This window comes from Agarivorans sp. MS3-6, assembly GCF_054112545.1.
Genome location: NZ_CM134202.1, coordinates 2145001 through 2166924, shown reverse-complemented (window position 1 = coordinate 2166924; position 21924 = coordinate 2145001). Strand labels below are relative to the sequence as shown.

General features: G+C 44.7%; 23 protein-coding genes. 16 read left to right on the top strand and 7 right to left on the bottom strand.

From position 1 onward, the window contains the following. Positions 1-20 precede the first annotated feature (20 nt). Together ACVFI8_RS09900 and ACVFI8_RS09895 are read right to left on the bottom strand one after the other, a co-directional pair. Entirely contained in the window at positions 21-617 is a 597-nt protein-coding gene (locus ACVFI8_RS09900) for an AbiTii domain-containing protein (RefSeq protein ID WP_457873724.1), read from the bottom strand. A gap of 122 nt (positions 618-739) precedes the next feature. Continuing rightward, entirely contained in the window at positions 740-1204 is a 465-nt protein-coding gene (locus ACVFI8_RS09895; protein ID WP_457873818.1) for a thioesterase family protein, read from the bottom strand. Positions 1205-1343: 139 nt separating this feature from the next. Here ACVFI8_RS09895 and recQ point away from each other — a divergent pair, with 139 nt between their 5' ends. The 4 genes from recQ to polA all read left to right on the top strand — a co-directional run bounded on the left by recQ (position 1344) and on the right by polA (position 8039). Beyond that, the gene (gene recQ / locus ACVFI8_RS09890; RefSeq protein WP_457873723.1) at positions 1344-3131 is read left to right on the top strand and encodes a DNA helicase RecQ; all 1788 of its coding nucleotides are present in this window, start codon (positions 1344-1346) and stop codon (positions 3129-3131) included. Between the two features lie 31 nt (positions 3132-3162). Continuing rightward, a complete protein-coding gene (locus ACVFI8_RS09885) occupies positions 3163-4584 on the top strand; it encodes a protein adenylyltransferase SelO (RefSeq protein ID WP_457873722.1) in 1422 nt (473 codons plus the stop codon). Beyond that, complete coding sequence (locus tag ACVFI8_RS09880; RefSeq protein ID WP_248713424.1) at positions 4572-4880, top strand: hypothetical protein; 309 nt, start codon at positions 4572-4574, stop codon at positions 4878-4880. The genes ACVFI8_RS09885 and ACVFI8_RS09880 overlap by 13 nt, the downstream gene beginning before the upstream one ends. Before the next feature lie 387 nt (positions 4881-5267). Continuing rightward, the gene (gene polA / locus ACVFI8_RS09875) at positions 5268-8039 is read left to right on the top strand and encodes a DNA polymerase I (protein WP_457873721.1); all 2772 of its coding nucleotides are present in this window, start codon (positions 5268-5270) and stop codon (positions 8037-8039) included. Positions 8040-8783: 744 nt separating this feature from the next. Here the strand turns inward: polA and ACVFI8_RS09870 are convergent. Beyond that, positions 8784-9854: a glycoside hydrolase family 43 protein gene (locus ACVFI8_RS09870; protein ID WP_457873720.1), complete on the bottom strand. Its 1071-nt coding sequence runs from the start codon at positions 9852-9854 to the stop codon at positions 8784-8786. 265 nt (positions 9855-10119) lie between these two features. Continuing rightward, the gene (gene yihA / locus ACVFI8_RS09865) at positions 10120-10761 is read right to left on the bottom strand and encodes a ribosome biogenesis GTP-binding protein YihA/YsxC (protein WP_248713421.1); all 642 of its coding nucleotides are present in this window, start codon (positions 10759-10761) and stop codon (positions 10120-10122) included. Between the two features lie 144 nt (positions 10762-10905). On the opposite strand from yihA, the gene ACVFI8_RS09860 reads away from it, so the two are divergent. The 5 genes from ACVFI8_RS09860 to hemN all read left to right on the top strand — a co-directional run bounded on the left by ACVFI8_RS09860 (position 10906) and on the right by hemN (position 14634). Further along, entirely contained in the window at positions 10906-11523 is a 618-nt protein-coding gene (locus ACVFI8_RS09860) for a c-type cytochrome (RefSeq protein ID WP_248713420.1), read from the top strand. A gap of 108 nt (positions 11524-11631) precedes the next feature. Next, complete coding sequence (locus tag ACVFI8_RS09855; protein ID WP_457873719.1) at positions 11632-12273, top strand: methyltransferase domain-containing protein; 642 nt, start codon at positions 11632-11634, stop codon at positions 12271-12273. Between the two features lies 1 nt (position 12274). Further along, positions 12275-12796 carry a Der GTPase-activating protein YihI gene (yihI, locus tag ACVFI8_RS09850; RefSeq protein WP_248713418.1) on the top strand — a complete coding sequence of 174 codons (522 nt, stop codon included), beginning with the start codon at positions 12275-12277 and terminating at the stop codon, positions 12794-12796. A 5-nt stretch (positions 12797-12801) separates the two neighbouring features. After that, positions 12802-13248 (top strand): DUF2489 domain-containing protein, encoded by a 447-nt coding sequence (locus ACVFI8_RS09845; protein ID WP_248713417.1) that lies wholly within the window; start codon positions 12802-12804, stop codon positions 13246-13248. 12 nt (positions 13249-13260) lie between these two features. Further along, a complete protein-coding gene (hemN, locus tag ACVFI8_RS09840) occupies positions 13261-14634 on the top strand; it encodes an oxygen-independent coproporphyrinogen III oxidase (RefSeq protein ID WP_457873718.1) in 1374 nt (457 codons plus the stop codon). Positions 14635-14662: 28 nt separating this feature from the next. On the opposite strand, the gene znuA is transcribed toward hemN, so the two are convergent. Next, positions 14663-15544 (bottom strand): zinc ABC transporter substrate-binding protein ZnuA, encoded by an 882-nt coding sequence (gene znuA / locus ACVFI8_RS09835; RefSeq protein WP_457873717.1) that lies wholly within the window; start codon positions 15542-15544, stop codon positions 14663-14665. Positions 15545-15663: 119 nt separating this feature from the next. Here znuA and znuC point away from each other — a divergent pair, with 119 nt between their 5' ends. The 6 genes from znuC (at position 15664) to aroE (ending at position 20181) form a co-directional block, all read left to right on the top strand. Further along, positions 15664-16416: a zinc ABC transporter ATP-binding protein ZnuC gene (gene znuC / locus ACVFI8_RS09830; RefSeq protein ID WP_248713415.1), complete on the top strand. Its 753-nt coding sequence runs from the start codon at positions 15664-15666 to the stop codon at positions 16414-16416. Between the two features lie 3 nt (positions 16417-16419). After that, positions 16420-17208, top strand: a complete 789-nt coding sequence (gene znuB / locus ACVFI8_RS09825; protein WP_248713414.1) for a zinc ABC transporter permease subunit ZnuB — start codon at positions 16420-16422, stop codon at positions 17206-17208. Continuing rightward, positions 17208-17789: a Sua5/YciO/YrdC/YwlC family protein gene (locus ACVFI8_RS09820; RefSeq protein ID WP_457873716.1), complete on the top strand. Its 582-nt coding sequence runs from the start codon at positions 17208-17210 to the stop codon at positions 17787-17789. The genes znuB and ACVFI8_RS09820 overlap by 1 nt, the downstream gene beginning before the upstream one ends. Positions 17790-17809: 20 nt before the next feature. After that, positions 17810-18748 carry an oxygen-dependent coproporphyrinogen oxidase gene (gene hemF / locus ACVFI8_RS09815; protein ID WP_248713412.1) on the top strand — a complete coding sequence of 313 codons (939 nt, stop codon included), beginning with the start codon at positions 17810-17812 and terminating at the stop codon, positions 18746-18748. A 134-nt stretch (positions 18749-18882) separates the two neighbouring features. Beyond that, positions 18883-19263 carry a MaoP family protein gene (maoP, locus tag ACVFI8_RS09810; RefSeq protein WP_248713411.1) on the top strand — a complete coding sequence of 127 codons (381 nt, stop codon included), beginning with the start codon at positions 18883-18885 and terminating at the stop codon, positions 19261-19263. A gap of 99 nt (positions 19264-19362) precedes the next feature. Beyond that, positions 19363-20181: a shikimate dehydrogenase gene (gene aroE, locus ACVFI8_RS09805; RefSeq protein WP_248713410.1), complete on the top strand. Its 819-nt coding sequence runs from the start codon at positions 19363-19365 to the stop codon at positions 20179-20181. A gap of 44 nt (positions 20182-20225) precedes the next feature. Here aroE and ACVFI8_RS09800 read toward each other — a convergent pair whose 3' ends face one another. Beyond that, positions 20226-20672 carry a GNAT family N-acetyltransferase gene (locus ACVFI8_RS09800; protein ID WP_248713409.1) on the bottom strand — a complete coding sequence of 149 codons (447 nt, stop codon included), beginning with the start codon at positions 20670-20672 and terminating at the stop codon, positions 20226-20228. Positions 20673-20764: 92 nt separating this feature from the next. Here ACVFI8_RS09800 and ACVFI8_RS09795 point away from each other — a divergent pair, with 92 nt between their 5' ends. After that, positions 20765-21025, top strand: a complete 261-nt coding sequence (locus tag ACVFI8_RS09795; RefSeq protein WP_457873715.1) for a DUF1488 domain-containing protein — start codon at positions 20765-20767, stop codon at positions 21023-21025. Here ACVFI8_RS09795 and ACVFI8_RS09790 read toward each other — a convergent pair. Then, a complete protein-coding gene (locus ACVFI8_RS09790; RefSeq protein ID WP_248713407.1) occupies positions 21022-21558 on the bottom strand; it encodes a gamma carbonic anhydrase family protein in 537 nt (178 codons plus the stop codon). The two genes, ACVFI8_RS09795 and ACVFI8_RS09790, sit on opposite strands and share 4 nt — an antisense overlap. Positions 21559-21924: the final 366 nt, after the last annotated feature.

Genomic DNA, 21924 nt, shown 5'->3' with positions numbered 1-21924 from the left:
GGATGATTGACTCAAGTTGTTTATGCGGTTGAGGTGGCATCTTTGTAAAGTTTAGCCCATAGCAAATCTAGTTGGGGGTGTTGCTTACACTGCTCAGCCACCTCTGCGATGAGTACCGCACCTTTGGGGTTATCAGATAACAGTAACAAGTGAATTAAATGGCCGAGCACACCACTAATTAAGCGTTCATTTAGTGGAGCATGGAAACTTTGCCAAGCACGTACACACTGGTAGCCGGGAATAATATCCTCGGCATAGCTGGCTAAAAGCCGAGTAGGCCAAGCGCGTTGAATTTCTTCCTCTGTGCTTAAGCAGTCGCTTAACGATAACTGAAGGTGCAAATAACGGAGTTGGCAACGGTCTCGTTCATTTAGACAGTCATCGTGAATTTGCTCAAAATGCTGCAACTCTTGGCCCGGTTTCTTAAAAATGCCGAACAGTTTACATTCTACGATTCGGTAATCAGGGAAGTGAGCAAAATCACCGTACCCTTCAAGCTCGTGCTCTAACCATTGATCGATATCTTCTATGCTTAAGCTGTGGGCGTGTTCTCGCACGGTTTGCAGAATAGCTTGTAGTAAACTGATTACACTGGGCGAAATAGTCGGAGCGCTCATTAGCCTGATAGCCTATTTAACAGAAGAGTTAATGTCCTTAGTATAGTCATAACTGACAGTGAGATATCAATATTTACTTAAGGAAAATGAGAAAATAGTTACCCAGTGGCAAGCGAACTGGACTAGCCAACTAAGTAAGTACCGGTACCAAAAGCAATATGGGTACCCTCTTGGTTATGTAGCTCCATGCGAGTTACTGTCACTTTATTGCCTGAACGGATCACTTCTGCAGAGGCATAAAATAGCTCTCCTACTCCCGGGCGTAAGTAATCAATGCGCAGATCTATGGTACCGGTTTTGCTCATCCGTACTGACAATTCTTTACTGGATAGGTTTTCTAAACGTTGTACTGCCGCTGCGGCCGCGGTCATTCCTCCGGCTACATCCAAAATAGTGGCAGTGACTCCGCCATGTAAGATGCCGTGAATGGGGTTACCGATTAATTTGGGGGCCATGGCGAGTTTTAGGGTGACTCCGGTAGCACTGTATTCTACCAATTCAATACCAAGTAATTGATTAAAAGGCATTTGATTGATGAAGGTGTCGGCGATGGCTTTACGCCATTTTTGTTGTCGTAGGGTGGTCATCATTAATCCTTAAAAGTTAAACGCCTGTTTAAATACAATATAGCGAGAAAAGAATAAAGGCAAACCAAGACAAGACCGTGGCGCTTGATTACAATAGCCGACCGATTAGCCAACAACACAGTTTTGGATTTCACCCCGAATGCAGCGCGCCCAGCAAGTTCTACAAGATGTTTTTGGTTTTGCCGAATTTAGAAGCGGGCAAGCGGCGGTTATTCAGCGTTTGTTGGCAGACCAAGATTGCCTTGCCATTATGCCTACGGGCGGTGGAAAATCCTTGTGTTACCAAATTCCTGCTTTAGTTAAGTCAGGTTTAACAGTGGTCATTTCACCACTCATTTCGTTGATGAAAGATCAAGTAGACAGTTTGCAGCATAATGGTGTGAATGCAGCCTACTTAAACTCTAGCTTAGCGCGTGATCAGCAATACCAAGTTTACCGAAGCCTCCAGCAGGGTGAGCTGAAATTACTGTATATTTCGCCCGAGCGATTGATTAATGGTGACTTTATACAACGCTTGCAAGCATTGCCTTTGGCTATGTTTGCCATTGATGAGGCGCATTGTATTTCGCAATGGGGTCATGATTTTAGGCCTGAATATAATGCGCTGGGTTGCCTCAAACAGAATTTTCCTAACATACCCTTGGTCGCTTTAACCGCGACCGCCGATGATACAACACGCTTAGATATTGTTCAGCGATTGGGGCTGGGTGAAGCCTTCACCCATATATCTAGTTTTGACCGCCCTAATATTCGTTATACCTTACAAGAAAAATATCGCCCTTGGCAGCAGCTTAGTGATTATGTAAAACGACGCCGAGAAGACAGCGGTATTGTGTATTGCAGTAGCCGTAAACGCGTCGAAGAGTTGGCGATGAAACTGAGCGCAGAAGGTTTGCGCAGTGCTGCCTATCATGCGGGCTTGCCAATAGCACAACGCCAGTTGGTGCAGGAACAGTTTCAGCGGGATGAAATAGAAGTGGTGGTTGCCACAGTCGCCTTTGGAATGGGCATTGATAAACCCAATGTGCGCTATGTATTTCACTACGATATTCCACGAAATATTGAAGCTTATTACCAAGAAACCGGTCGCGCAGGGCGAGATGGCACCGAAGCCGAAGCGGTATTTTTGTATGATCCTGCCGATGCGAATTGGGTGTGGCGGATGATTGAAGAAAATGAAAACGAGCAACAGCGGCGAGTGGAAAGCCATAAGTTTAATGCCATTGTGGCCTTTGCTGAGGCACAAACCTGTCGTCGCCAAGTATTGTTGAATTATTTCGGTGAGTATCTCGCTAAACCTTGTGGTAACTGTGATGTTTGTTTAGACCCTCCTAAGCAATATGATGGTCTGCAAGATGCACAAAAGGCACTATCTTGCGTTTATCGCTTAGGTCAGCGCTTTGGTATTGGTTACGTTATCGAAGTATTACGTGGCAGTATGGGACAGCGCATACTTGAACAAGGTCATGACAAACTGTCTACGCATGGGATCGGAAAAAGTGCCAGTCATGAGCATTGGATGAGCATTTTACGTCAATTGATCCATTTGGGCTTGTTACAGCAAAACATTGCTCGTAGCTCTGTGCTCCAACTTACCGAAGCCGCACGACCGTTTCTCAAGGGTGAGCAACCATTATCGTTGGCGGTACCGCGCCTAAATACCACCAAGCAAAGCAAAAAAACCGCCAGTTATGGGGTTTATGATAAACGTTTGTTTGCTTTGCTACGTAATTTAAGAAAGCGCTTGGCTGATGAAGAATCGGTACCTCCATTTGTGGTCTTTAACGATGCGACATTGATTGAAATGGCGCAGCAACAACCGCAAACGCAACATGAAATGTTGGCCATTAGTGGTGTGGGTTTAAAGAAACTAGAACGATATGGGTATCAATTCTTGGGCCTTATCGATCAATATCAGGCAAGCTAAGTACTTATCATTTGCTAATCAAGGGTCACACATGGAATTTGTGAATCGTTTTGCCACTGAATTACCGGATCTATGCCATCAGCAGCAACCTACGCCACTAAAAGATCCTGAAATGGCCATTGTTAGTCACGATGCGGCTCAGTTAATTGGCTTAGACAGCGGTTTTATGGCAGGCCCGCAGGCCTTGGGTTTAAGCGCTGGTAAGCTATTGATTGATGGTATGCAACCTGCTTCTACGGTATATGCAGGGCATCAGTTTGGTGGTTATTCACCGCAGCTTGGTGATGGCCGAGCCTTATTGCTCGGTGAAGTGAAAACGCCGCAAGGTGATTACTGGGAGCTGCAATTAAAAGGTTCTGGATTAACCCCTTTTTCACGACAAGGTGATGGTAAAGCGGTATTACGCTCTAGCATACGTGAATTTTTGGCTAGTGAAGCCATGGCGGCTTTAGGGATTGCTACTACGCGAGCCTTGAGTTTAACGGTGGGTTCTGGCCTAGTGCAACGGGAGCGTTTTGAAAAAGAAGCGATGTTGGTGCGTATGGCACCCAGCCATATTCGCTTTGGTCATTTTGAATACCTTTATCACCAGCAGCAAACTAAGCCCTTAAAGCGCTTAGTTGATTTTTGCTTGGAGCATTACTTTAGCGATTGTCTTGAACAATCAAACCCCGTATTAGCAATGCTGGAACAAGTTGTAGATAGCACCGCCTTGATGATTGCCCAGTGGCAAGCTGAAGGCTTTTGTCATGGCGTCATGAATACTGACAATATGTCGATACTAGGGCTCACCATGGATTACGGCCCCTATGGATTCCTTGATGATTACGACCCGTTACATATTTGTAATCACAGCGATCACTATGGTCGTTATGCCTTTAATCAGCAGCCGGGAATAGGGTTGTGGAACTTACAGCGTTTAGCGCAGGCTTTGTCTGATTGCATACCAAGCCACCAAACAGAACCGCTGTGGGTGCGGTATCAACAGAAGATTAATCAACATTACCAAAGCTTGATGCTAAATAAATTGGGATTGCAGGTTTGGCAGGATGGAGACGAAGCACTATTGGCGCAATTGCTTAAACTCTTGGCCGAGCAAAAAGCCGACTATCATCAAAGCTTACGCGCCCTAGCGCAGCCCTTAGAAGAATTACCGCAGCGCTTAGCTGAGCCATGGCAAACTTGGTTAACGCTTTATACTGCGCGTTGTCAGCATAGCACGCTGAGCCAGCAACAACGTATCGAACATATTCAGCAGCACGTACCTTTATACGTATTACGTAACTATTTAGCGCAACACGCGATTGAGCAAGCTGAAGGCGGCGATTATGCGAATCTACAATTGCTACATAAGGTGCTTAGCCAGCCTTTTAGTCAGCAAGCAGATATGCAACGTTTTGCCGAAACGCCGCCTAGCTGGGGCAAGTGTTTGGAAATATCATGCAGCAGTTAAGTGGTCGCGTAGACATTCTTGAAGAACATGCGGTTATTAAACTTAATCTAGTGTTTAGTGAGGCGCATTTTTTAGCTCAAGCTAAACAGTTTGTTGAGCAGCAATCTTGGCCAATCTCAGTGACTGAACAAGGCGCCGATTGGCAAGTCTTAGGGTTTTATCTTGGCCCACAATTATGGTGGTGGCGTTTCGATGGCTTAAGCGAAAGTACTTGGTTTGAATGCGCCAATAGTGAACATTTTCAGGCCAGTTACCCATCATTACTGGCAGCACTAAAACATGCCAGTTTTAGTTAAACGAAATTAAATTTTTAGGCTGATTAAAATGTGATCTATTCCAAGGTTTCCCCCAGTATAATCTTCTATATTATTCCACCTGCCTAGCTTGGGTTGTTTGTTAATTGTTCAGCTAGGCCCGAAAAGCAATGTCATGGAATGATGTTTTCCACAATAAGGAAAGTGTTTGCTGCCCCTACTTGTTGCCTTTCTTTTTCTGTAAGTTGTTGAAATAAATAATGTTAATGCATTTTTAATAAGCTTGTGAATATTTCGCGAGAGAATCACTGCTGTTTGTCAACAGACTTATCCACAATTTATCGATAGCTAAATCGCTTAGCTCTGGTGCATTTAGAGTGGCTGTGGCATCATCGAGCGCAATCAAAATCAGAACTATGGATCACGGTTATGGCAACCCTCCCCGAGCAGCCTTTGGTATTAGTTGATGGCTCATCTTATCTGTACCGCGCGTACTATTCTCCGCCACATTTGACTAACTCAAAAGGTGAGGCTACCGGTGCCGTTTATGGCGTAATTAACATGCTACGCAGTTTGCTTAAGCAATTTAAGCCAGAGCACATAGTGGTGGTGTTTGACGCCAAGGGGAAAACCTTTCGAGATGACATCTATAAAGAGTACAAGGCTAATCGTCCTTCAATGCCTGATGATTTGCGCAGTCAAATCGAGCCTTTACATGCGGTTATTAAAGCCATGGGGCTGCCCTTGGTGGCAACGCCAGGCGTAGAAGCTGATGATGTGATTGGCACCTTAGCCAAACAAGCTTCCGCTGAAAACAAAGCGGTGGTGATCAGTACTGGCGATAAAGATATGGCTCAGTTGGTGGATGAGAACATCACTTTGATCAATACCATGACCGATACGGTGATGGATCGTGCGGGTGTAATTGACAAATTTGGCGTACCGCCAGAGCTAATTATTGATTACTTAGCATTGATGGGTGACAAGGTAGATAACATTCCTGGTTTACCCGGTGTGGGCGAAAAAACAGCCTTGGCTATGTTACAAGGTATTGGCGGTGTTGATGCGCTGCTTGCCGATCCTGATGCGGTTGCCCCCTTGGGCTTTCGCGGTTCTAAAACCATGCCGAAAAAACTTCGCGAACATGGCGAAGATGCCCGCTTGTCTTACCTATTGGCAACCATCAAATGTGATGTCGATGTTGGCTTTAGCATGGATGACATGCAGCGCAGCCCTGAGGATAAAGACGCCTTAATTAAGCTGTTTGGTCAATTAGAATTTAAACGCTGGTTAAGTGAGGCTTTGAGCAATCAATCTAGCTTAGCATTGCCCACAGGTGGTGAACTGGAGCAGACGAGTGATGCCGCTGAAGCGGTTGTCGTTGAACTGAAAGGTGAATACGAAACCATCTTAACTGAGCAACATTTTGAACAGTGGTTTAAGCAATTAGAGGGCGCAGAACTGATTGCCATTGATACCGAAACCACCTCGCTAAACTATATGCAGGCTGAGTTAGTCGGTTTATCGTTTGCAGTAGAAGCGGGTAAAGCTGCTTATTTACCGGTTGCTCATGACTACCTTAATGCCCCTGAGCAACTTGACCGCGATTGGGTACTCGAGAAACTGAAGCCGATGTTGGAAGATCCTAACAAAGCTAAAGTCGGTCAAAACTTAAAATACGATGCTAGCGTCTTAGCGCGTTATGATATTGCCCTGAAAGGCATCAAGTACGACACCATGTTAGAGTCTTACGTGCTTAACAGCACCTTGACTCGTCATGATATGGATTCACTGTCATTACAATACCTCCAGCATAAAACCATTAAATTTGAAGACATCGCGGGTAAGGGGGCTAAGCAACTCACCTTTAACCAAATTGAACTTGAAGTCGCCGCGCCTTATGCGGCAGAAGATGCTGACGTTACTTTACGCTTGCATCAAACCCTATGGTCAAAATTAGAGCAGCAACCTAAGCTGAAAAGCTTGTTTGAAGATGTTGAGTTGCCGCTTGTCAGTATATTATCGCAAACCGAGCGCCAAGGTGTACGCATCGACAGCTCTCGTTTAGCGGCGCATAGTTTGTCTTTAGGCGAACGCATTGATGGCTTAGAGAAGCAAGCGCACGAGTTGGCTGGCGAACCATTTAATTTGGGCTCGCCTAAGCAGTTACAAACTATTTTATTTGAGAAAATGGAACTGCCAGTCGTTAAGAAAACGCCAAAAGGTGCCCCTTCAACGGCGGAAGAAGTATTACAAGAATTAGCCTTAGATTACGCCCTGCCTAAAGTGATTTTAGAATACCGTAGTTTATCTAAGCTTAAGTCTACGTATACCGATAAATTGCCTAAAATGGTGGAGCCAAGTACTGGTCGAGTACATACCTCTTATCATCAAGCGGTAACGGCTACGGGGCGTTTTTCGTCTACTGATCCTAACTTACAAAATATCCCTATTCGTCATGAAGAAGGGCGCAAAGTTCGGCAGGCTTTTGTCCCTGCCGATGGCTATAAATTGGTGGCGATTGATTACTCGCAAATTGAATTGCGTATTATGGCGCACCTTTCGCAGGATCCTGGTTTACTGAAAGCCTTTGCCGCGGGGGAAGATGTTCACAAAGCCACTGCCGCGGAAGTATTTGGCAAAGAACTTGAGGCAGTTAGCAGTGATGAGCGCCGTAGTGCTAAAGCAATTAACTTTGGGTTGATTTATGGCATGAGTGCCTTTGGTTTGGCGAAGCAATTAGGTATTGGCCGTGCTGACGCCCAACACTATATGAATCGATATTTTGAGCGCTACCCTGCTGTTCAAGACTACATGGACAGTACACGAGATTTCTGCCAAGAACACGGCTATGTTGAAACGGTGTTTGGCCGTCGTTTGTATTTACCTGAGATTAATTCACGTAATGGTATGCGTAAGAAAGCTGCCGAGCGTGCAGCGGTGAATGCACCGATGCAAGGCACCGCCGCCGATATTATTAAAAAGGCGATGATTGCGGTGGCTGCTTGGTTAGACACCCAGCCCAGCGAGCATTGCAACATGTTAATGCAAGTGCACGATGAATTAGTGTTTGAAGTATTGGAAAGTGAAATAGAACGTATAGTGCCTAAACTGACTCAACTGATGGAGCAAGCGGTAAGTTTAGATTTACCTTTAGTTGCTGAGTCTGGTGTTGGTAACAATTGGGATGAAGCCCACTAAGTTATCGCGGTGTTGGCAAAAGGGAGGCTTAGGCCTTCTTTTTTTGTGCCAAAAATTCGAGTCTAGTCATGGTAATTTTGAAAACCTTTTCGCGTAATTTAAAAACTCGCCTAGCCCTAAAAAATGAAATTCCCTTACAAAAAGTGCTTTATTTTTCAGCAGTGATACTCTAGAGTAACCGTTGTAGGGTACAGAGGTAAGATGTTCTATCTTTCAGACCTTTATTTCACGTAGTTGAAACAGGCTATTTTGCCGCCTCGACAGTCATCTGTCGGGGCGTTTTTTTGTTTAAAATTAAGTGGATACGCCCAGTTGATCTTGTGGGTTTGTGATTTTTATCCGTTCTTCGTTATTCCTCTCTCATTTTGTTGCTTTATTTCTCTTTTTGAGTTGTTAAATTACATTTTATTGAGTGCTTTCCCTCTGAAATTGAAGCTTTGCAAGTCTGTTTTGCTAGGTTAAGCCAGCGGAATAAACACATTTTGAAAAGCTCATGAAATAAAAACGCATTTTTTTGAAAAACTTTGTGAACTAATTCATTTTCTGCGAGTCATAATTAAAGCAATTGGAATAGTGCTTTCAGTTTTAAGAATTTCATTTCTTATAAGCCTCATCGGACGATGAGGCTTTTTTTTGTCTGGATTTCGGTGTGCAGTAGATTGGTCACTATGCGCTGAGCGGAACATTTATTACAGACACAAAAAACGCCACGGTTGTGGCGTTCTACTGGCTAAAAATGTTGGCCTATGTGTAGTAAGGCTCAATCACTTCAATTTTGCCATTATCATCAATGTTCAACTCAGCCATTTTGATGCTGCGTAAGTGCGTTTGACCAGCAGAAAGGGTACTGTCATGGTAGAACAAGAACCACTTATCTTGATACTTAACAATTGAGTGGTGGGTGGTCCAACCTAATACCGGCTCAAGTATGACCCCTTCATAGCGGAATGGCCCATAAGGTGAATCACTGCTTGCGTAGGCAATTTTATGGGTATCACCTGTAGAGTAAGAGAAGTAATAGCGGCCATTGTGTTTGTGCATCCAAGGCCCTTCGAAGTAACGGCGCTCGTTATCGCCAGCAAGCAGTAGCTCGCCATTTTCGTCAACAATGTCGATTTCTTTAACCGTCTCAGAAAACTCCAACATGTCGTCAGTCAGTTTTGCTACTAGTGGTTTAAGCGCAGGTTGATCATCGGCAGGGAATTGATCTTCACCAAATTCACCATTGCGCCAATTTTGTAACTGACCACCCCATAACCCACCAAAGTACATATAGTGGCTGCCGTCGTCGTCTTTAAATACCGCAGGGTCAATGCTGAAGCTGCCTTCAATCGCTTTATCTTGTGGTGTGAATGGCCCTTCAGGTTGGTCGCCCACCGCCACTCCAATTTGGAAAATACCGTCGTAGTTGCGTGCTGGGAAGTACAAATAGTATTTGCCATCTTTTTCTGCAGCATCTGGTGCCCACATTTGTTTCTCAGCCCAAGCAACGTCTTTAACGTCTAGCGCATTGCCATGGTCTGTCACAACCCCAAACGGACGGTCTAGAGAAAATACGTGATAATCACGCATATCGAAATGGTCACCGTTATCATTTAAGGGTTGGCCATTATCAACATCGTGCGAAGGATAAACATAAATTTTGCCATTAAATACGTGTGCAGAAGGATCGGCGGTGTACATGTGGGTGACTAGCGCGCCGCTAATTGGCTTTAATTGATCGGCTCGTGCTTTGTCTGCTGCGGTTACGGCTTCTGCATCACTGAGTTCACTAGGCTCTAGAGCATTGGCTTTGGTCGTGTCATTCACGCTCATGTTGTTTCCTCATTTAGTTTTGCGCTCAGTATAATGGTCTGGCTTGGCATAACCTTTACGTTCTTCTGTAGCTCAATTGCAAAATTTATCACTAGACGATGTTTCTCATAAATTTATGAGCTAGCGCACAGCTCACAGCTGTGAAAAGCGGATGAAGAGGCGGCATGCAGATGAAAATGAGCGAAAGCAGTGGTTGTAACTAAATGGAGTATTGCTTGCTTAGGGGAAAGTTAAGGCCTGCAGAAAAACGACAAGCCTGTCATTGTCATTCTTCGGCAGATGTCTCGCTTGGGTCACTATCTTGCTGATGTTGGTCAAACCAAGCCACTAGCGCATTTTGTAGTAAGTCTAAGCCAGTTCGTTTTAACGATGAGAAACCTTCTACACGGACATTGCCGCCAAACTCGGAGGCTGTTTCGCGGCCTTTTAAAATAGCGGCTTTACGTGCGCCCTGCTTAAGTTTGTCGGACTTAGTGAGTAATGCCAGTACTGGCAAATTACAATCTACTGCCCATTCAATTAAGCCGCGGTCGGTGTCTTTGAATGGATGACGAATGTCCATCAACACCACAATGCCTTTTAAGCTTTGGCGATCTTGTAGGTATTCAGAGAGTGACTTTTGCCACTTCTTTTTAACCTCTTCGGGAACTTGGGCAAAACCGTAGCCGGGTAAATCGATTAAACGAAAGCCTTCACTTATCTCAAAAACGTTAATTAGTTGGGTTCGTCCAGGTGTTTTACTGGTTCGCGCTAAACTTTTTTGGCGAGTTAAAGTATTTAATGCGCTAGATTTACCAGCATTTGAGCGTCCTGCAAAAGCTATTTCAATCCCGCTATCCTCCGGCATGGCCGTAATATCGGGCGCACTGGTAATAAAGTGGGTGTTTTGAAAATGATATTGCGCCATGGTGATGTTGAGCTCCACAAGGAAATTAGGGTAATACATTACGTTTTTGGCAAAATTGTGTAAAATAATGCCGTTACTGGACTCGCTAAGTGTATCACGGGGCACCAGTGTGTGGTTTGGAATAATACTAATAAATGGAATGTCATGAAAAAACTTACCGTAGTTTTAATGTTAATGGCGGGTTTAGCCAGTCCAGTATGGGCAAAGGGAGATGCAGCAGCTGGGGAGCAGAAAGCGGCAACGTGTAAAGCTTGTCACAACGAGCAAGGTGAAGCTGCAGGCTATCCGAAATTAGAAGGCCAGCACGCCGGATACCTCGTTAAACAGTTGCAAGAATTTAAAGCCGCTATGACTAGCGGTGGAACTGAAGGCCGAAATAACGCCGTGATGGGTGGTATGGCAATGCCATTATCTGAACAAGACATGGAAGATTTAGCGGCTTACTTCTCAGCGCAAGCTATGAGCCCAAATACCACTGCGCCAGAATACGTGGAAGCTGGTCAGAAGTTATACATGGGTGGCGATTTAGAACGCGGCATCGCGGCTTGTACTGCTTGTCACGGGCCACGAGGTGTAGGCCAAAGTTTGGCTAAGTTCCCGCGTATCTCTTCGCAGTATGCTGGTTATATTAAGTCGCAACTAGAAATGTTCCGCAGTGGCGAACGAAATAACGATATGAATGGCATGATGCAAGATGTTGCGAGTAAGCTAAGCGATAAAGACATTGAAATCTTGTCGCAATATCTTGGTGGATTGCACTAAGACATAAATGGGCAGCTCAGGCTGCCCATATCTGCTTGATTTATTATTCGCCATCGATGCTCTAAGTGTTACACTTGCGCCCCTAAAAATACGGCAAGGTGTTGATCGGTGAAATGTCTACTCTGTAGTACCCCATCACCCAACGATTTTTATCGTAACAAAGCGCGTCAGTATTGGCATTGTGCAGTATGTGATTTGATATTTGTTGATCCGAATGATGTGCTAAGTGCTGCTGCTGAACACGCCCATTACAACTTGCATAATAACGACCCGCAAGATCAAGCATATTTAAACTTTTTGCGACGAGTGAGTGAGCCTGTGATTGCTGCCTTGAAACAGCCAGCTATTGGTTTAGATTTTGGTTGTGGTCCTGGGCCCGCGTTAAGCCATTTGTTAGCACAAGCAGGACATCAGTTACTGAACTATGATCCAATATACTACCCAGATGAGCAGCGTTTACAGCAGACGTATCGGTTTATAACTTGTACTGAAGTCGTTGAGCATTTTAACTACCCGGCCAAAGCTTGGCAGTGCTTAATGGACTTGTTGCAGAGGCCTGGTTTGCTAGCCGTAATGACTAAGCGCCATTGGGGAATGGATGTATTTCCCCATTGGCATTATAAAAACGATCCGACTCATGTGGTGTTTTATAGCGATAAAACATTGCATTGGTTAGCCGATCGTTATCAGATTAGATTGGACATAGTGGGTCCCGACGTGGCGCTATTCCATAGAGGTGAAGGTAATTAACATGGCTAGAAAAAAGAATCGTAAAGGTGGTTTGATTGGGGTACGTAAAGATCCAGATTTTAAAGCAAAGCGTATTGCCGTTCCCGATCGTGTAACCAAAGGTAAAGGTAATAGCTCTGGTAGCCGTCAGCAAGAAGCTGAACTGGTCACCAATCAGGCTGGCGCTAAACAGAAGCAAGATCCGCGTTTAGGCAGTAAAACACCGGTTGTTTTGGGTGTGGCTAAACCAGCAGTTAAGAAAGACATTAAACCGGTAAAAGCCAAGCAGCCACTTACTCCTGAGAAAGAGTTAGCGTTGTTAGAGGCCAACACTCGTTTGGAAAACCTGATTGACCTATTAGATGAGGGCGCTGAAATCAGTAAGCAAGAGCAGCAGTGGGTTGATCAACAACTTGCCCGACATGCAGAGTTGTTGGCTGAGCTAGGTTTATCAGAAGAAGCTGAAGAAGTTGACGCATTAGATGAAGACGAACAGTTATGGCGTTCACTCAACAGCTCTTCTCTAGATCAATATAAGGATTAAGTCGTATGTTTTGGTGGGTATTGGCAGGGCTAGCTATTATTTCGGTTTTAGCTATTTACGCTGCAGTATTAGTGGGGCGTTTGCTTGGACAACGTAAGGTCATTAAACAGGCTGTTGAAAAGCGTAACCAACACTTACTTACCGATATTCGCTATATTGCGAAAGCGATGCAAGAGGACCGCTGTGGCTTATCAGAAGGTGTGATCCGTCTCTGTAATTTGTTAATTGCCCTGCAAACGCCTGCTGTGATTGATTGGGCGCAGCGATTTCCGTCTGTGTTTCAGTTATATAATGCGGTTAAAGAATTGCCCACTCATGAGGCGCGCAATACGCTGCCTTTGCAACAGCGGATGCGTCAAGATCTCGAACGTGAAGCTGAAGAGAAAGCCTTGGCCGAGCAAATCTTGCAAGAAGCCGCTGTTATCGCCCAACTGAATCTAGATACGCTTTAGGAGAACACTCACATGTCACTACTTGGTGTAGATTGGGATCAACAACTGATCGAGAAGTACAACTACTCAGGGCCGCGTTATACTTCGTACCCAACCGCGCTAGAGTTTAGCGAAGAGTTTGGTGAAGCCCAATTTAAGGTGGCAAGTGAAAAATTCCCTGAACGGGACTTATCACTGTATCTGCATATCCCGTTTTGTCATAAGCTTTGTTATTACTGCGGCTGCAATAAGGTGATTACTCGTCATCAACATAAGGCCGATATTTATCTGGATTACTTAGAGCAAGAAATCTTGTTGCAAGCACCGCGCTTTAAGCAGCGTAAAGTGAGTCAAATGCATTGGGGTGGTGGTACCCCAACCTATCTAGAACCCGAACAACTAAAGCGTCTTACTGGCCAGCTGTTTAAGCAGTTTAGCTTTGCTGAAGATGCTGAAATCAGTATTGAAGTTGACCCTCGCGAGATAGCGCTATCGACTATCGATTTACTGGCTGAGTTAGGCTTTAATCGTTTAAGTCTAGGGGTGCAAGACTTTAATAAGCAAGTGCAACAAGCGGTAAATCGTGAGCAAGACGAAGACTTTATTTTTGCCTTGGTTGAACGGGCCAAAGCTGTGGGCTTTAACTCGGTCAACATTGATTTAATCTATGGCTTACCCCATCAAAGTCGCAACAGCTTTAGCAAAACATTAACTCGTGTGATCGATCTAGACCCAGATCGCCTCTCGGTATTTAACTATGCGCACTTACCTAGTCGTTTTGCTGCGCAGCGTAAAATTGATGAATCTGCCATGCCAAGCAGTGATGAGCGCTTAGGTATTTTGCGTGACAGTATTGAGTTTCTCACAACCCACGGTTATCAGTTTATAGGTATGGACCATTTTGCCAAGCCAAATGACGAATTAGCCGTCGCGCAAAACAAAGGCGAGTTGCACCGTAACTTTCAAGGTTATACCACCCAAGGTGAAGCCGATCTGCTGGGTTTAGGCGTGTCGTCGATTTCTATGCTGGGTGATGCTTACAGCCAAAATCAGAAAGACTTAAAAACCTATTACGCACAAATTGACCAGCAAGGTCACGCCCAGTGGAAAGGCATAGCCTTAAATCAAGACGACCTGATTCGTCGTGAATTAATCAAAAAATTAATATGTAACTTCCAGCTGCAATTTAGCGATATAGAGCAGCAGTTTACCCTTAACTTCCACGACTATTTTGCTGAAGACTTACAGTTGCTACAGCCTTTTGTCGAAGATGGCCTCGTCACCATCAACACAGCAGCGATTACTGTGACGAATAAGGGGCGATTGCTGATCCGCAATATTTGTATGTGTTTTGATGTGTACTTCCGCACTCAAGCACGGCGGCAGCAGTTCTCAAGAGTGATTTAACAAAGCGGAGCTTAGGCTCCGCTTGTTGTTAGTTGCTCAAACACTCATGGTAGGTATTAGCCAGTTGTCTTAGTAGCGCAAAATAACCTTGCGCATCTTGTTCGACACTAATACCCAAAGGGTCTAGTAGGCTAATTTGGGCGCCACTATCCTTACTTATGTTTTCTAGTAAGGCACCATCAAATTGCGGTTCAGCAAAAATACAGCGAGCCGAACCTTGTTCTAGTTGTTGGCGAATACTTTGCAGTGTTTTTGCCCCAGGGCGGCGTTGCGGGTTGATGGTAAACTCACCTAAACGATTCAAACCAAATTGGCGTTCAAAGTAGCTATAGCCATCGTGAAAGACAAAGTATCCTTGTTGCTTCACTGGCGCCAACTGCTCCATTATCTCTTGTTCTAAGCTGTCCAAGCGTTGGTTAAATCGAGCTAATTGCTGCTCTAATAGTTTTTTTGATTGTGGCTGCAAGGCCATCAACTGCTGACTAATGGCAGCGGCGATAACGCGAGTTTCAGCAAGGCCTAACCAAATGTGAGGGTCAACCTCATGGTGATGATCGCCATGTTGATGATGGTCGTGTCCTTCTTGACCTTCAATCAAATTTAAGCCTTTTAATTGAAGTAAGGTGAGTTGAAGGGTATTGGTTTGACTGAGTGGCTTAGTTAAAAAAGGTTCTAGCTCTTCCCCTACCCAAATGACCAGGTCTGCTTGGCGAATACGTCGAACGTCAGATGGACGCAATGCATAATCATGGGGGGATACGTTAGGACTAATTAAATAATCCACCTCTAATTGGCCTTCCGTTAGACTAGTAACAATTAGCTGAAGGGGTTTAATGCTAACCAAAATGTTAGGCTTGCTTGCCCAACTAGGTGCGGCTATTAACAATAAAGCAAAGAACAGTTTACGCATAAAGACTTTTTGGGGTGATTTGGTTAAATAATACGATAGTGTAACATCTAGTGTAGAATAGCGCCCCCAAGTAAAACTCGCTGGGTTTTTACAAACGATTTTTCAATAGGAAGCTGAGATTGAGCACCTTACTGTCATTAAGCAACATCTGCGTTAGCTTCGATCAGCGCTTGGTATTAGACCATGTTTCGCTAGAGCTAAATCGAGGTCAAATTACCACCTTGATTGGCCCCAATGGCGCGGGTAAAAGCACCTTAATTAAAGTGATCCTAGGTTTGATTTCGGCAGATTCAGGTAATATCACCAAGGCCTCAAAGTTACGTATTGGCTATGTACCGCAAAAAATCAGTTTAGATGAATCCTTTCCTTTGACGGTTGAGCGTTTCTTAAAATTAGCGCGTCGCTCATCTAAGCAAGGTTTAGCTAAAGTGATTCGTCAATTAAGCATTGATAGCTTACTGACAAGGCAAATGGTGCGTTTATCGGGTGGCGAAATGCAGCGAGTATTATTAGCAAGAGCCTTATTAGGTGAACCGCAGTTGCTGGTACTAGATGAGCCGGTACAAGGTGTTGATATCTCCGGACAGATTGAGCTTTATCAGTTAATTGCCGATATCGCGCAACAGATTAATTGTGGAGTATTGTTAGTTTCTCATGACCTTCACTTAGTGATGGCGGGCACGGACCATGTGATTTGTTTAAATCACCATGTATGCTGCCATGGCGAACCAGAGAGTGTTGCTCAGCATCCTGAATTCGCGCGTTTGTTTGCTCAAAATGAACGTCAGCAGTTAGCCGTTTATACCCATCATCACGTATGTGATGACCATGAGCATCATCATAATCAGCCAAGTACTCAAGAGATTAACTAAATCATGGATGACTTTTTAATCAATGCCTTATTGGCTGGCTTAGGTATCGCTGTATTAGCCGGCCCGCTGGGTTCTTTCATGGTGTGGCGGCGCTTAGCCTATTTTGGTGATACCTTAGCGCACGCATCTTTACTGGGGGTTGCCTTAGGTTTGTGGCTACAAATTAACCCGATAATCGCGGTGGTGTTTAGCGGTGTGATGTTGGCGATTATCTTGTTGTCGCTACAGCGTTATAAGCAATTAGCGAGTGATACTTTGTTAGGCATTATGGCGCATTCAGCCTTGTCCCTCGGTTTGGTAGTTGTGGCGTTAATGGATAATGTTCGCATCGATCTGATGGCCTACTTATTTGGTGATTTATTAGCGGTAACTCAACAAGACTTGTTATGGATTTGGGGCGGTGGTGCAGTCGTACTGGCTATTTTACTGAGCCAGTGGAACAAACTGCTATCGGCAACGGTACATGAACAAATCGCCGAAGTTGAAGGAGTGAACGTTGCTGTTATGCGGGCCTTGTTATTGCTATTGCTGGCGGTGGTGATTGCTATTGCGATGAAAATAGTCGGTGCGCTAATTATTAGCTCTCTGTTATTAATTCCTGCGGCTACGGCGCGACGCTTAAGCCGGTCACCTGAGCAAATGGCTATATTTGCTATTGTGTTTGGTGCTATATCGGTGGTGCTAGGCTTGTGTTTATCTTGGTATCAAGATACGCCTGCAGGGCCCTCAGTGGTGGTGTGTGCCGCTCTACAGTTTGTATTGATCCATAGTTTAGTTAAAGTGCAAAAATAATGACTCATTCTCACTCTCAAACAGTAGCAATTACTACTGTTGCCGAAACGGCGATAAGTGCATTAAAACAAGGCCAGGTATTGGCTTACCCGACCGAAGCGGTGTTTGGATTAGGTTGTGATCCTGACCAGCAAAGTGCGGTGGAAAAAATCCTGAAAATAAAACATCGGCCAGTTGAAAAAGGGTTGATTTTGTTAGCCTCAGATTTAGCCCAGCTGTTGCCATATATTGAGTATGCGGCGCTAAGTGCCGAGCAGCGACAATTATTGATTACCCCGCAATCGCGTCCCACCACGTGGTTAGTGCCGGTGTCAGAGCTAACACCTAAATGGATTTGTGGTCAATTTAGCAGTGTTGCGGTGCGATTAACCTCTCATCCCGTAGTGAGCGCTGTGTGTGATGTATGGGGTAAACCTTTAGTCTCTACTTCGGCCAATTACAGTGGAGAACCCCCTGCGGTCACTGCGAACCAAGCCACCCAACTCAGTGGTGTAGATATAGTCTTAGATGGTCCTTTGGGTGGGGCAACGCAAACGAGCCAAATTAAAGACATTTTCACTGGTGCTGTGATTCGTGCATAACATTGATTCAAGGAACTAACATGCAAGACGTAAACATCGAAGCCGTGCGACAATTTTTTCTGCAACTACAGCAAACTATTTGTCAGCAATTGGAACAACAAGATGGTCAAGCCCGTTTCTTACACGATGATTGGCAACGCGATCCTGCGGAACATAAAGGCTTAACCGGTGAAGGCCGTACTCGAGTATTAACCAATGGTCGAGTTTTTGAACAAGCGGGGGTCAATTTTTCGCATGTCTGTGGTGAGCAAATGCCCGCTTCAGCTACCGCTCAGAGGCCTGAATTAGCGGGCAGGCATTTCGAGGCCATGGGGGTCTCTTTGGTTATTCACCCCAACAATCCAATGGTGCCCACCTCGCATGCCAATGTGCGTTTTTTTGTCGCAGAAAAGGAAGGAGAAGCGCCTATTTGGTGGTTTGGCGGTGGTTTTGATTTAACACCTTATTATGGCTTTGATGAAGATTGTATTTCTTGGCATCAAGCGGCTGCCGACTTATGCCAGCCTTTTGGTGAAGAAGTTTATGCTAATTATAAGGCGTGGTGTGACCGCTATTTCTTTTTAAAACATCGTAATGAAACCCGTGGTGTAGGCGGACTTTTTTTTGATGATTTAAACGAAGATGGCTTTGAGCAAAGCTTCGCTTTTACCCAAGCAGTAGGCAACGGTTTCTTAGTGGCTTATTTACCCATTGTAGAGCGTCGCAAAGGTATTCCTTTCACTGAGGCGCAGCGTGATTTTCAGCTATATCGACGTGGTCGTTATGTTGAGTTTAATTTGGTGTATGACCGTGGCACCTTGTTTGGCTTGCAATCGGGTGGCCGTACTGAGTCGATTTTGATGTCTTTGCCGCCGTTAGTGAAATGGCGTTACAATTGGCGGCCTGAAGTCGGTAGTTTAGAAGAGCAGCTTTACCAACGTTATTTGGTCCCCCGCGATTGGTTAAATCAATCGATGTAGCGGCTGTAAAAAAAATGACTTATTTTCTTGCAACAATCCCAGCTATGGATTAAATATTTTATTTGTTGGCTACTCATTGGTAGCGAATACCTAACAAATAATATTAATGATTTTTAATCGTTGAGTCTTGCGCTATGAATGGATCGTTTTCAGCAACACGTCGATTTTTCGATGATAAAAACTTTCGCCGCGGCTTTTCTCGCAGTGGTGCCTTTACGATAAAAGAAGCCGAGTTACTTGAGCGTTGTGGCAGCGCTTTTAAAGAGCTCGACGAAGCCTTGCGTCAGCCAATCGATGAGATTGAGTCTGAATTTGTGTCGGTGTGCCGCGGTGACGCCGAGCCAGAAACTGCCGAGCAAAAGCTTTGGCTAAAATACAAAAAGCTTACCGGTCGTAAGGCCTTTCATGGTTTGGTGAGTAATCCGCCTAAGCTAGCTGCAAAAGTAGTTGATAGTGACGATGATGACACTAGCGATTTAGACGATGATGCACCAGAACTGGATGACGATGATTAATAATTAGCAGCGCAGGCTGCTTTTTATTTTTTGTACTTTGGCTTTTGCTTAAAGCCTTGTTAAGGTGCGTTATTGTTTTTGTTTTAAGTAGTGCACCTAATGGATTTATACGCAGTATTTGGCAACCCAATTAGCCAATCAAAATCGCCTTTTATTCACACCCTTTTTGCCCGTCAAACTCAACAGAAATTGACCTATACCGCAATTGAGCCAGCAGACAATGGTTTTGCTGAGGCCCTCTCACAGTTTTGGCGCGAGGGCGGGAAAGGCTGTAACATTACTGCGCCATTTAAAGAGCAGGCTTATCAGGCTGCCGAGCAACACACCGAGCGGGCCTTACTCGCGGGTGCGGTGAATACCTTAAAACTGACCGATGATGGTGTGATTTTGGGAGACAATACTGATGGTGCGGGTTTAGTCGCTGATCTGGTGGCCAATTTTGGCGAGCTTAAAGGTTTACGCATTTTGTTACTGGGGGCTGGTGGCGCAGCGCGCGGAGTGTTACATCCCTTATTACTCGCACAACCCAATGAGTTGATTATAGCGAATAGAACGGTTAGCAAAGCAGAAGCGCTAGCAGCACGTTTTGCTGAGTTTGGACCAATCAGAGCGAGTTCATTTACTGACTTAGCTGGCGAATTCGACATTATTATCAACTCTACTTCAGCAGGATTGAAAGGTGATTTACCACCGGTGAAATCAACGCTGATTCAAGCCAATACCCGTTGTTACGATATGACCTATTCAGCTGATGTTACCGCTTTTAATCAGTGGGCAATACAACATGGTGCCGCTAAAGTGGTCGATGGTTTAGGTATGCTGGTGGGCCAAGCCGCAGAGAGTTTTACGGTATGGCGTGGTCTTCGCCCTGGTGCTCGTCAAGTATTGCGAGAGTTACGCCGTAACCTCAGTTGTTAGTGTTTATTGCTAGATAAGACCAGTATTTAATCTGGTCAATTTATTTAGCGTTTTGCCACTATTTCCATACCGATATGGGGAATGTTGTCTTCAAGGTAAGGTTCGCTGCAAACAGCAAAACCTAGGCCTTGATAGAAATTCTCTAGATAGCGCTGGGCTGATATATGAATATTAGCTTTAGGCCACTGCGCTTGGCAAAAGTGGATGGCATGCTGCATAAGTTGTTGGCCCAGACCTTGGCCGCGAGCAGAAGCGGCAGTAACCACTCGACCAATACTCGAATCTAGCTCGGTCGGTTCAAATGCTCTGGCGTATGCGAGTAGCTGATTGCTTTGAGTGCCTAATAGATGCCAGGCGTTTTGGTCTCGACCATCCACATCTTGATAGGGGCAATTTTGCTCAACCACAAACACGGCTTCACGCAAGCCAATAATTTGGTAAAGCTGTTCAGTAGAAAGCTGTTCGAAACGCAACCATTGCCATTTAATCATTGATTATCCACTTGCAGTTTGTCTGTTCAATGACAACACTTTAAGAATAGTCTCTAGAAAATACAACTAAGCCGTTAATGTTGGAGTAGCTTATGAATCAAACCATTATTATTAGTGATGATCAGCGCTGGCAGGCTGTCAATCAACGAATCGAGTTTAGTGCCCAAGTGATGGGCGCTAAAGTTCAGTGTGCGGTGCGAAAAGCAACCCTCGAACATTTAGTCGGTTTACCGCTAAATAATGACGACAAAATGCTCGAGGCTTATCACAGTGTTCAATTTGATATCGAAGAGCTGTTAGAGCAAAAACTACAACAAGAAGACTTTGAGGAAAACGGTGATATTGTGGTTTAAGTCTGCTGCTCTATATATTTTTGTTTTAAGCGCACGTAATTATCGGCTGATTCACTCAAAAAGGCGCGTTCCTTATCGTTTAATGGCCTCGCTTGCTTAGCCGGGCTGCCCATATATAAATAACCAGACTCCAAGCGTTTGTGAGGCGGGACTAAACTACCGGCGCCAATCATAACCTCGTCTTCTACGATGACTCCGTCCAGAACGATGGCGCCCATACCTACTAGTACTCTATTACCAATAGTGCAACCGTGTAACATTGCCTTGTGCCCAATCGTGACGTCTTCACCTATAATCAATGGGTAACCATGCGGTGGATTCTCAGTCTTGCGGGTAACATGTAATACACTGCCATCTTGCACGTTGCTGCGGGCACCAATTTGAATATGATTAACATCGCCTCGGGCTGCCACAAGAGGCCAGATACTGACGTCATCGCCTAATTTAATCTCACCATATAAAACAGCGCTAGGATCAACCCACACTTCTTTACCTAAAATAGGACTAAAGCCGGAAAAGGATTTTACGCTCATGTCGGTTCTCCAAAAGTGGTGTTATCTTCAATTAAGGTTTCAGCTTACGACATCCTTTTATTAATACAAAGAAACTAATCAGTCCTACAAACGAAATTACGACTAATTAACGAGCTGGAGTGAGAGTAACGTTCAATCATGGGCTTCAACTCTTCTTAAACGTGAGACTGCTTTAAACATTTCTAGGTTTATCCTCGCCAATTAGGCCTAAATCAGCTTGGAAAAGTGTGAATTTTGAGCCTTTAGCGCTTTTTTTGGTCATAAACTCAATTATTTTAATTTTTCTTCAAAAAACGCTTGCACTGAAAACGCGGATCCCTATAATGCGACTCCACTGACACGGCACGCAGCGCTACAAAGCGAAGC

Excerpts from the sequence above, each read along its gene's own strand:
- yihA (WP_248713421.1), bottom strand. The coding sequence starts at position 10,761 with ATGGCGCAATATCATTTTCAAAACACCCACTTTATTACCAGTGCGCCC.
- ACVFI8_RS09880 (WP_248713424.1), top strand. The coding sequence starts at position 4,572 with ATGCAGCAGTTAAGTGGTCGCGTAGACATTCTTGAAGAACATGCGGTT.
- ACVFI8_RS09820 (WP_457873716.1), top strand. The coding sequence starts at position 17,208 with ATGACTCATTCTCACTCTCAAACAGTAGCAATTACTACTGTTGCCGAA.
- ACVFI8_RS09790 (WP_248713407.1), bottom strand. The coding sequence starts at position 21,558 with ATGAGCGTAAAATCCTTTTCCGGCTTTAGTCCTATTTTAGGTAAAGAA.
- ACVFI8_RS09795 (WP_457873715.1), top strand. The coding sequence starts at position 20,765 with ATGAATCAAACCATTATTATTAGTGATGATCAGCGCTGGCAGGCTGTC.
- hemF (WP_248713412.1), top strand. The coding sequence starts at position 17,810 with ATGCAAGACGTAAACATCGAAGCCGTGCGACAATTTTTTCTGCAACTA.
- polA (WP_457873721.1), top strand. The coding sequence starts at position 5,268 with ATGGCAACCCTCCCCGAGCAGCCTTTGGTATTAGTTGATGGCTCATCT.
- yihI (WP_248713418.1), top strand. The coding sequence starts at position 12,275 with ATGGCTAGAAAAAAGAATCGTAAAGGTGGTTTGATTGGGGTACGTAAA.
- recQ (WP_457873723.1), top strand. The coding sequence starts at position 1,344 with ATGCAGCGCGCCCAGCAAGTTCTACAAGATGTTTTTGGTTTTGCCGAA.
- maoP (WP_248713411.1), top strand. The coding sequence starts at position 18,883 with ATGAATGGATCGTTTTCAGCAACACGTCGATTTTTCGATGATAAAAAC.
- znuB (WP_248713414.1), top strand. The coding sequence starts at position 16,420 with ATGGATGACTTTTTAATCAATGCCTTATTGGCTGGCTTAGGTATCGCT.
- ACVFI8_RS09885 (WP_457873722.1), top strand. The coding sequence starts at position 3,163 with ATGGAATTTGTGAATCGTTTTGCCACTGAATTACCGGATCTATGCCAT.
- ACVFI8_RS09870 (WP_457873720.1), bottom strand. The coding sequence starts at position 9,854 with ATGAGCGTGAATGACACGACCAAAGCCAATGCTCTAGAGCCTAGTGAA.
- ACVFI8_RS09800 (WP_248713409.1), bottom strand. The coding sequence starts at position 20,672 with ATGATTAAATGGCAATGGTTGCGTTTCGAACAGCTTTCTACTGAACAG.
- ACVFI8_RS09900 (WP_457873724.1), bottom strand. The coding sequence starts at position 617 with ATGAGCGCTCCGACTATTTCGCCCAGTGTAATCAGTTTACTACAAGCT.
- hemN (WP_457873718.1), top strand. The coding sequence starts at position 13,261 with ATGTCACTACTTGGTGTAGATTGGGATCAACAACTGATCGAGAAGTAC.
- ACVFI8_RS09860 (WP_248713420.1), top strand. The coding sequence starts at position 10,906 with ATGAAAAAACTTACCGTAGTTTTAATGTTAATGGCGGGTTTAGCCAGT.
- ACVFI8_RS09845 (WP_248713417.1), top strand. The coding sequence starts at position 12,802 with ATGTTTTGGTGGGTATTGGCAGGGCTAGCTATTATTTCGGTTTTAGCT.
- znuA (WP_457873717.1), bottom strand. The coding sequence starts at position 15,544 with ATGCGTAAACTGTTCTTTGCTTTATTGTTAATAGCCGCACCTAGTTGG.
- ACVFI8_RS09895 (WP_457873818.1), bottom strand. The coding sequence starts at position 1,204 with ATGACCACCCTACGACAACAAAAATGGCGTAAAGCCATCGCCGACACC.
- aroE (WP_248713410.1), top strand. The coding sequence starts at position 19,363 with ATGGATTTATACGCAGTATTTGGCAACCCAATTAGCCAATCAAAATCG.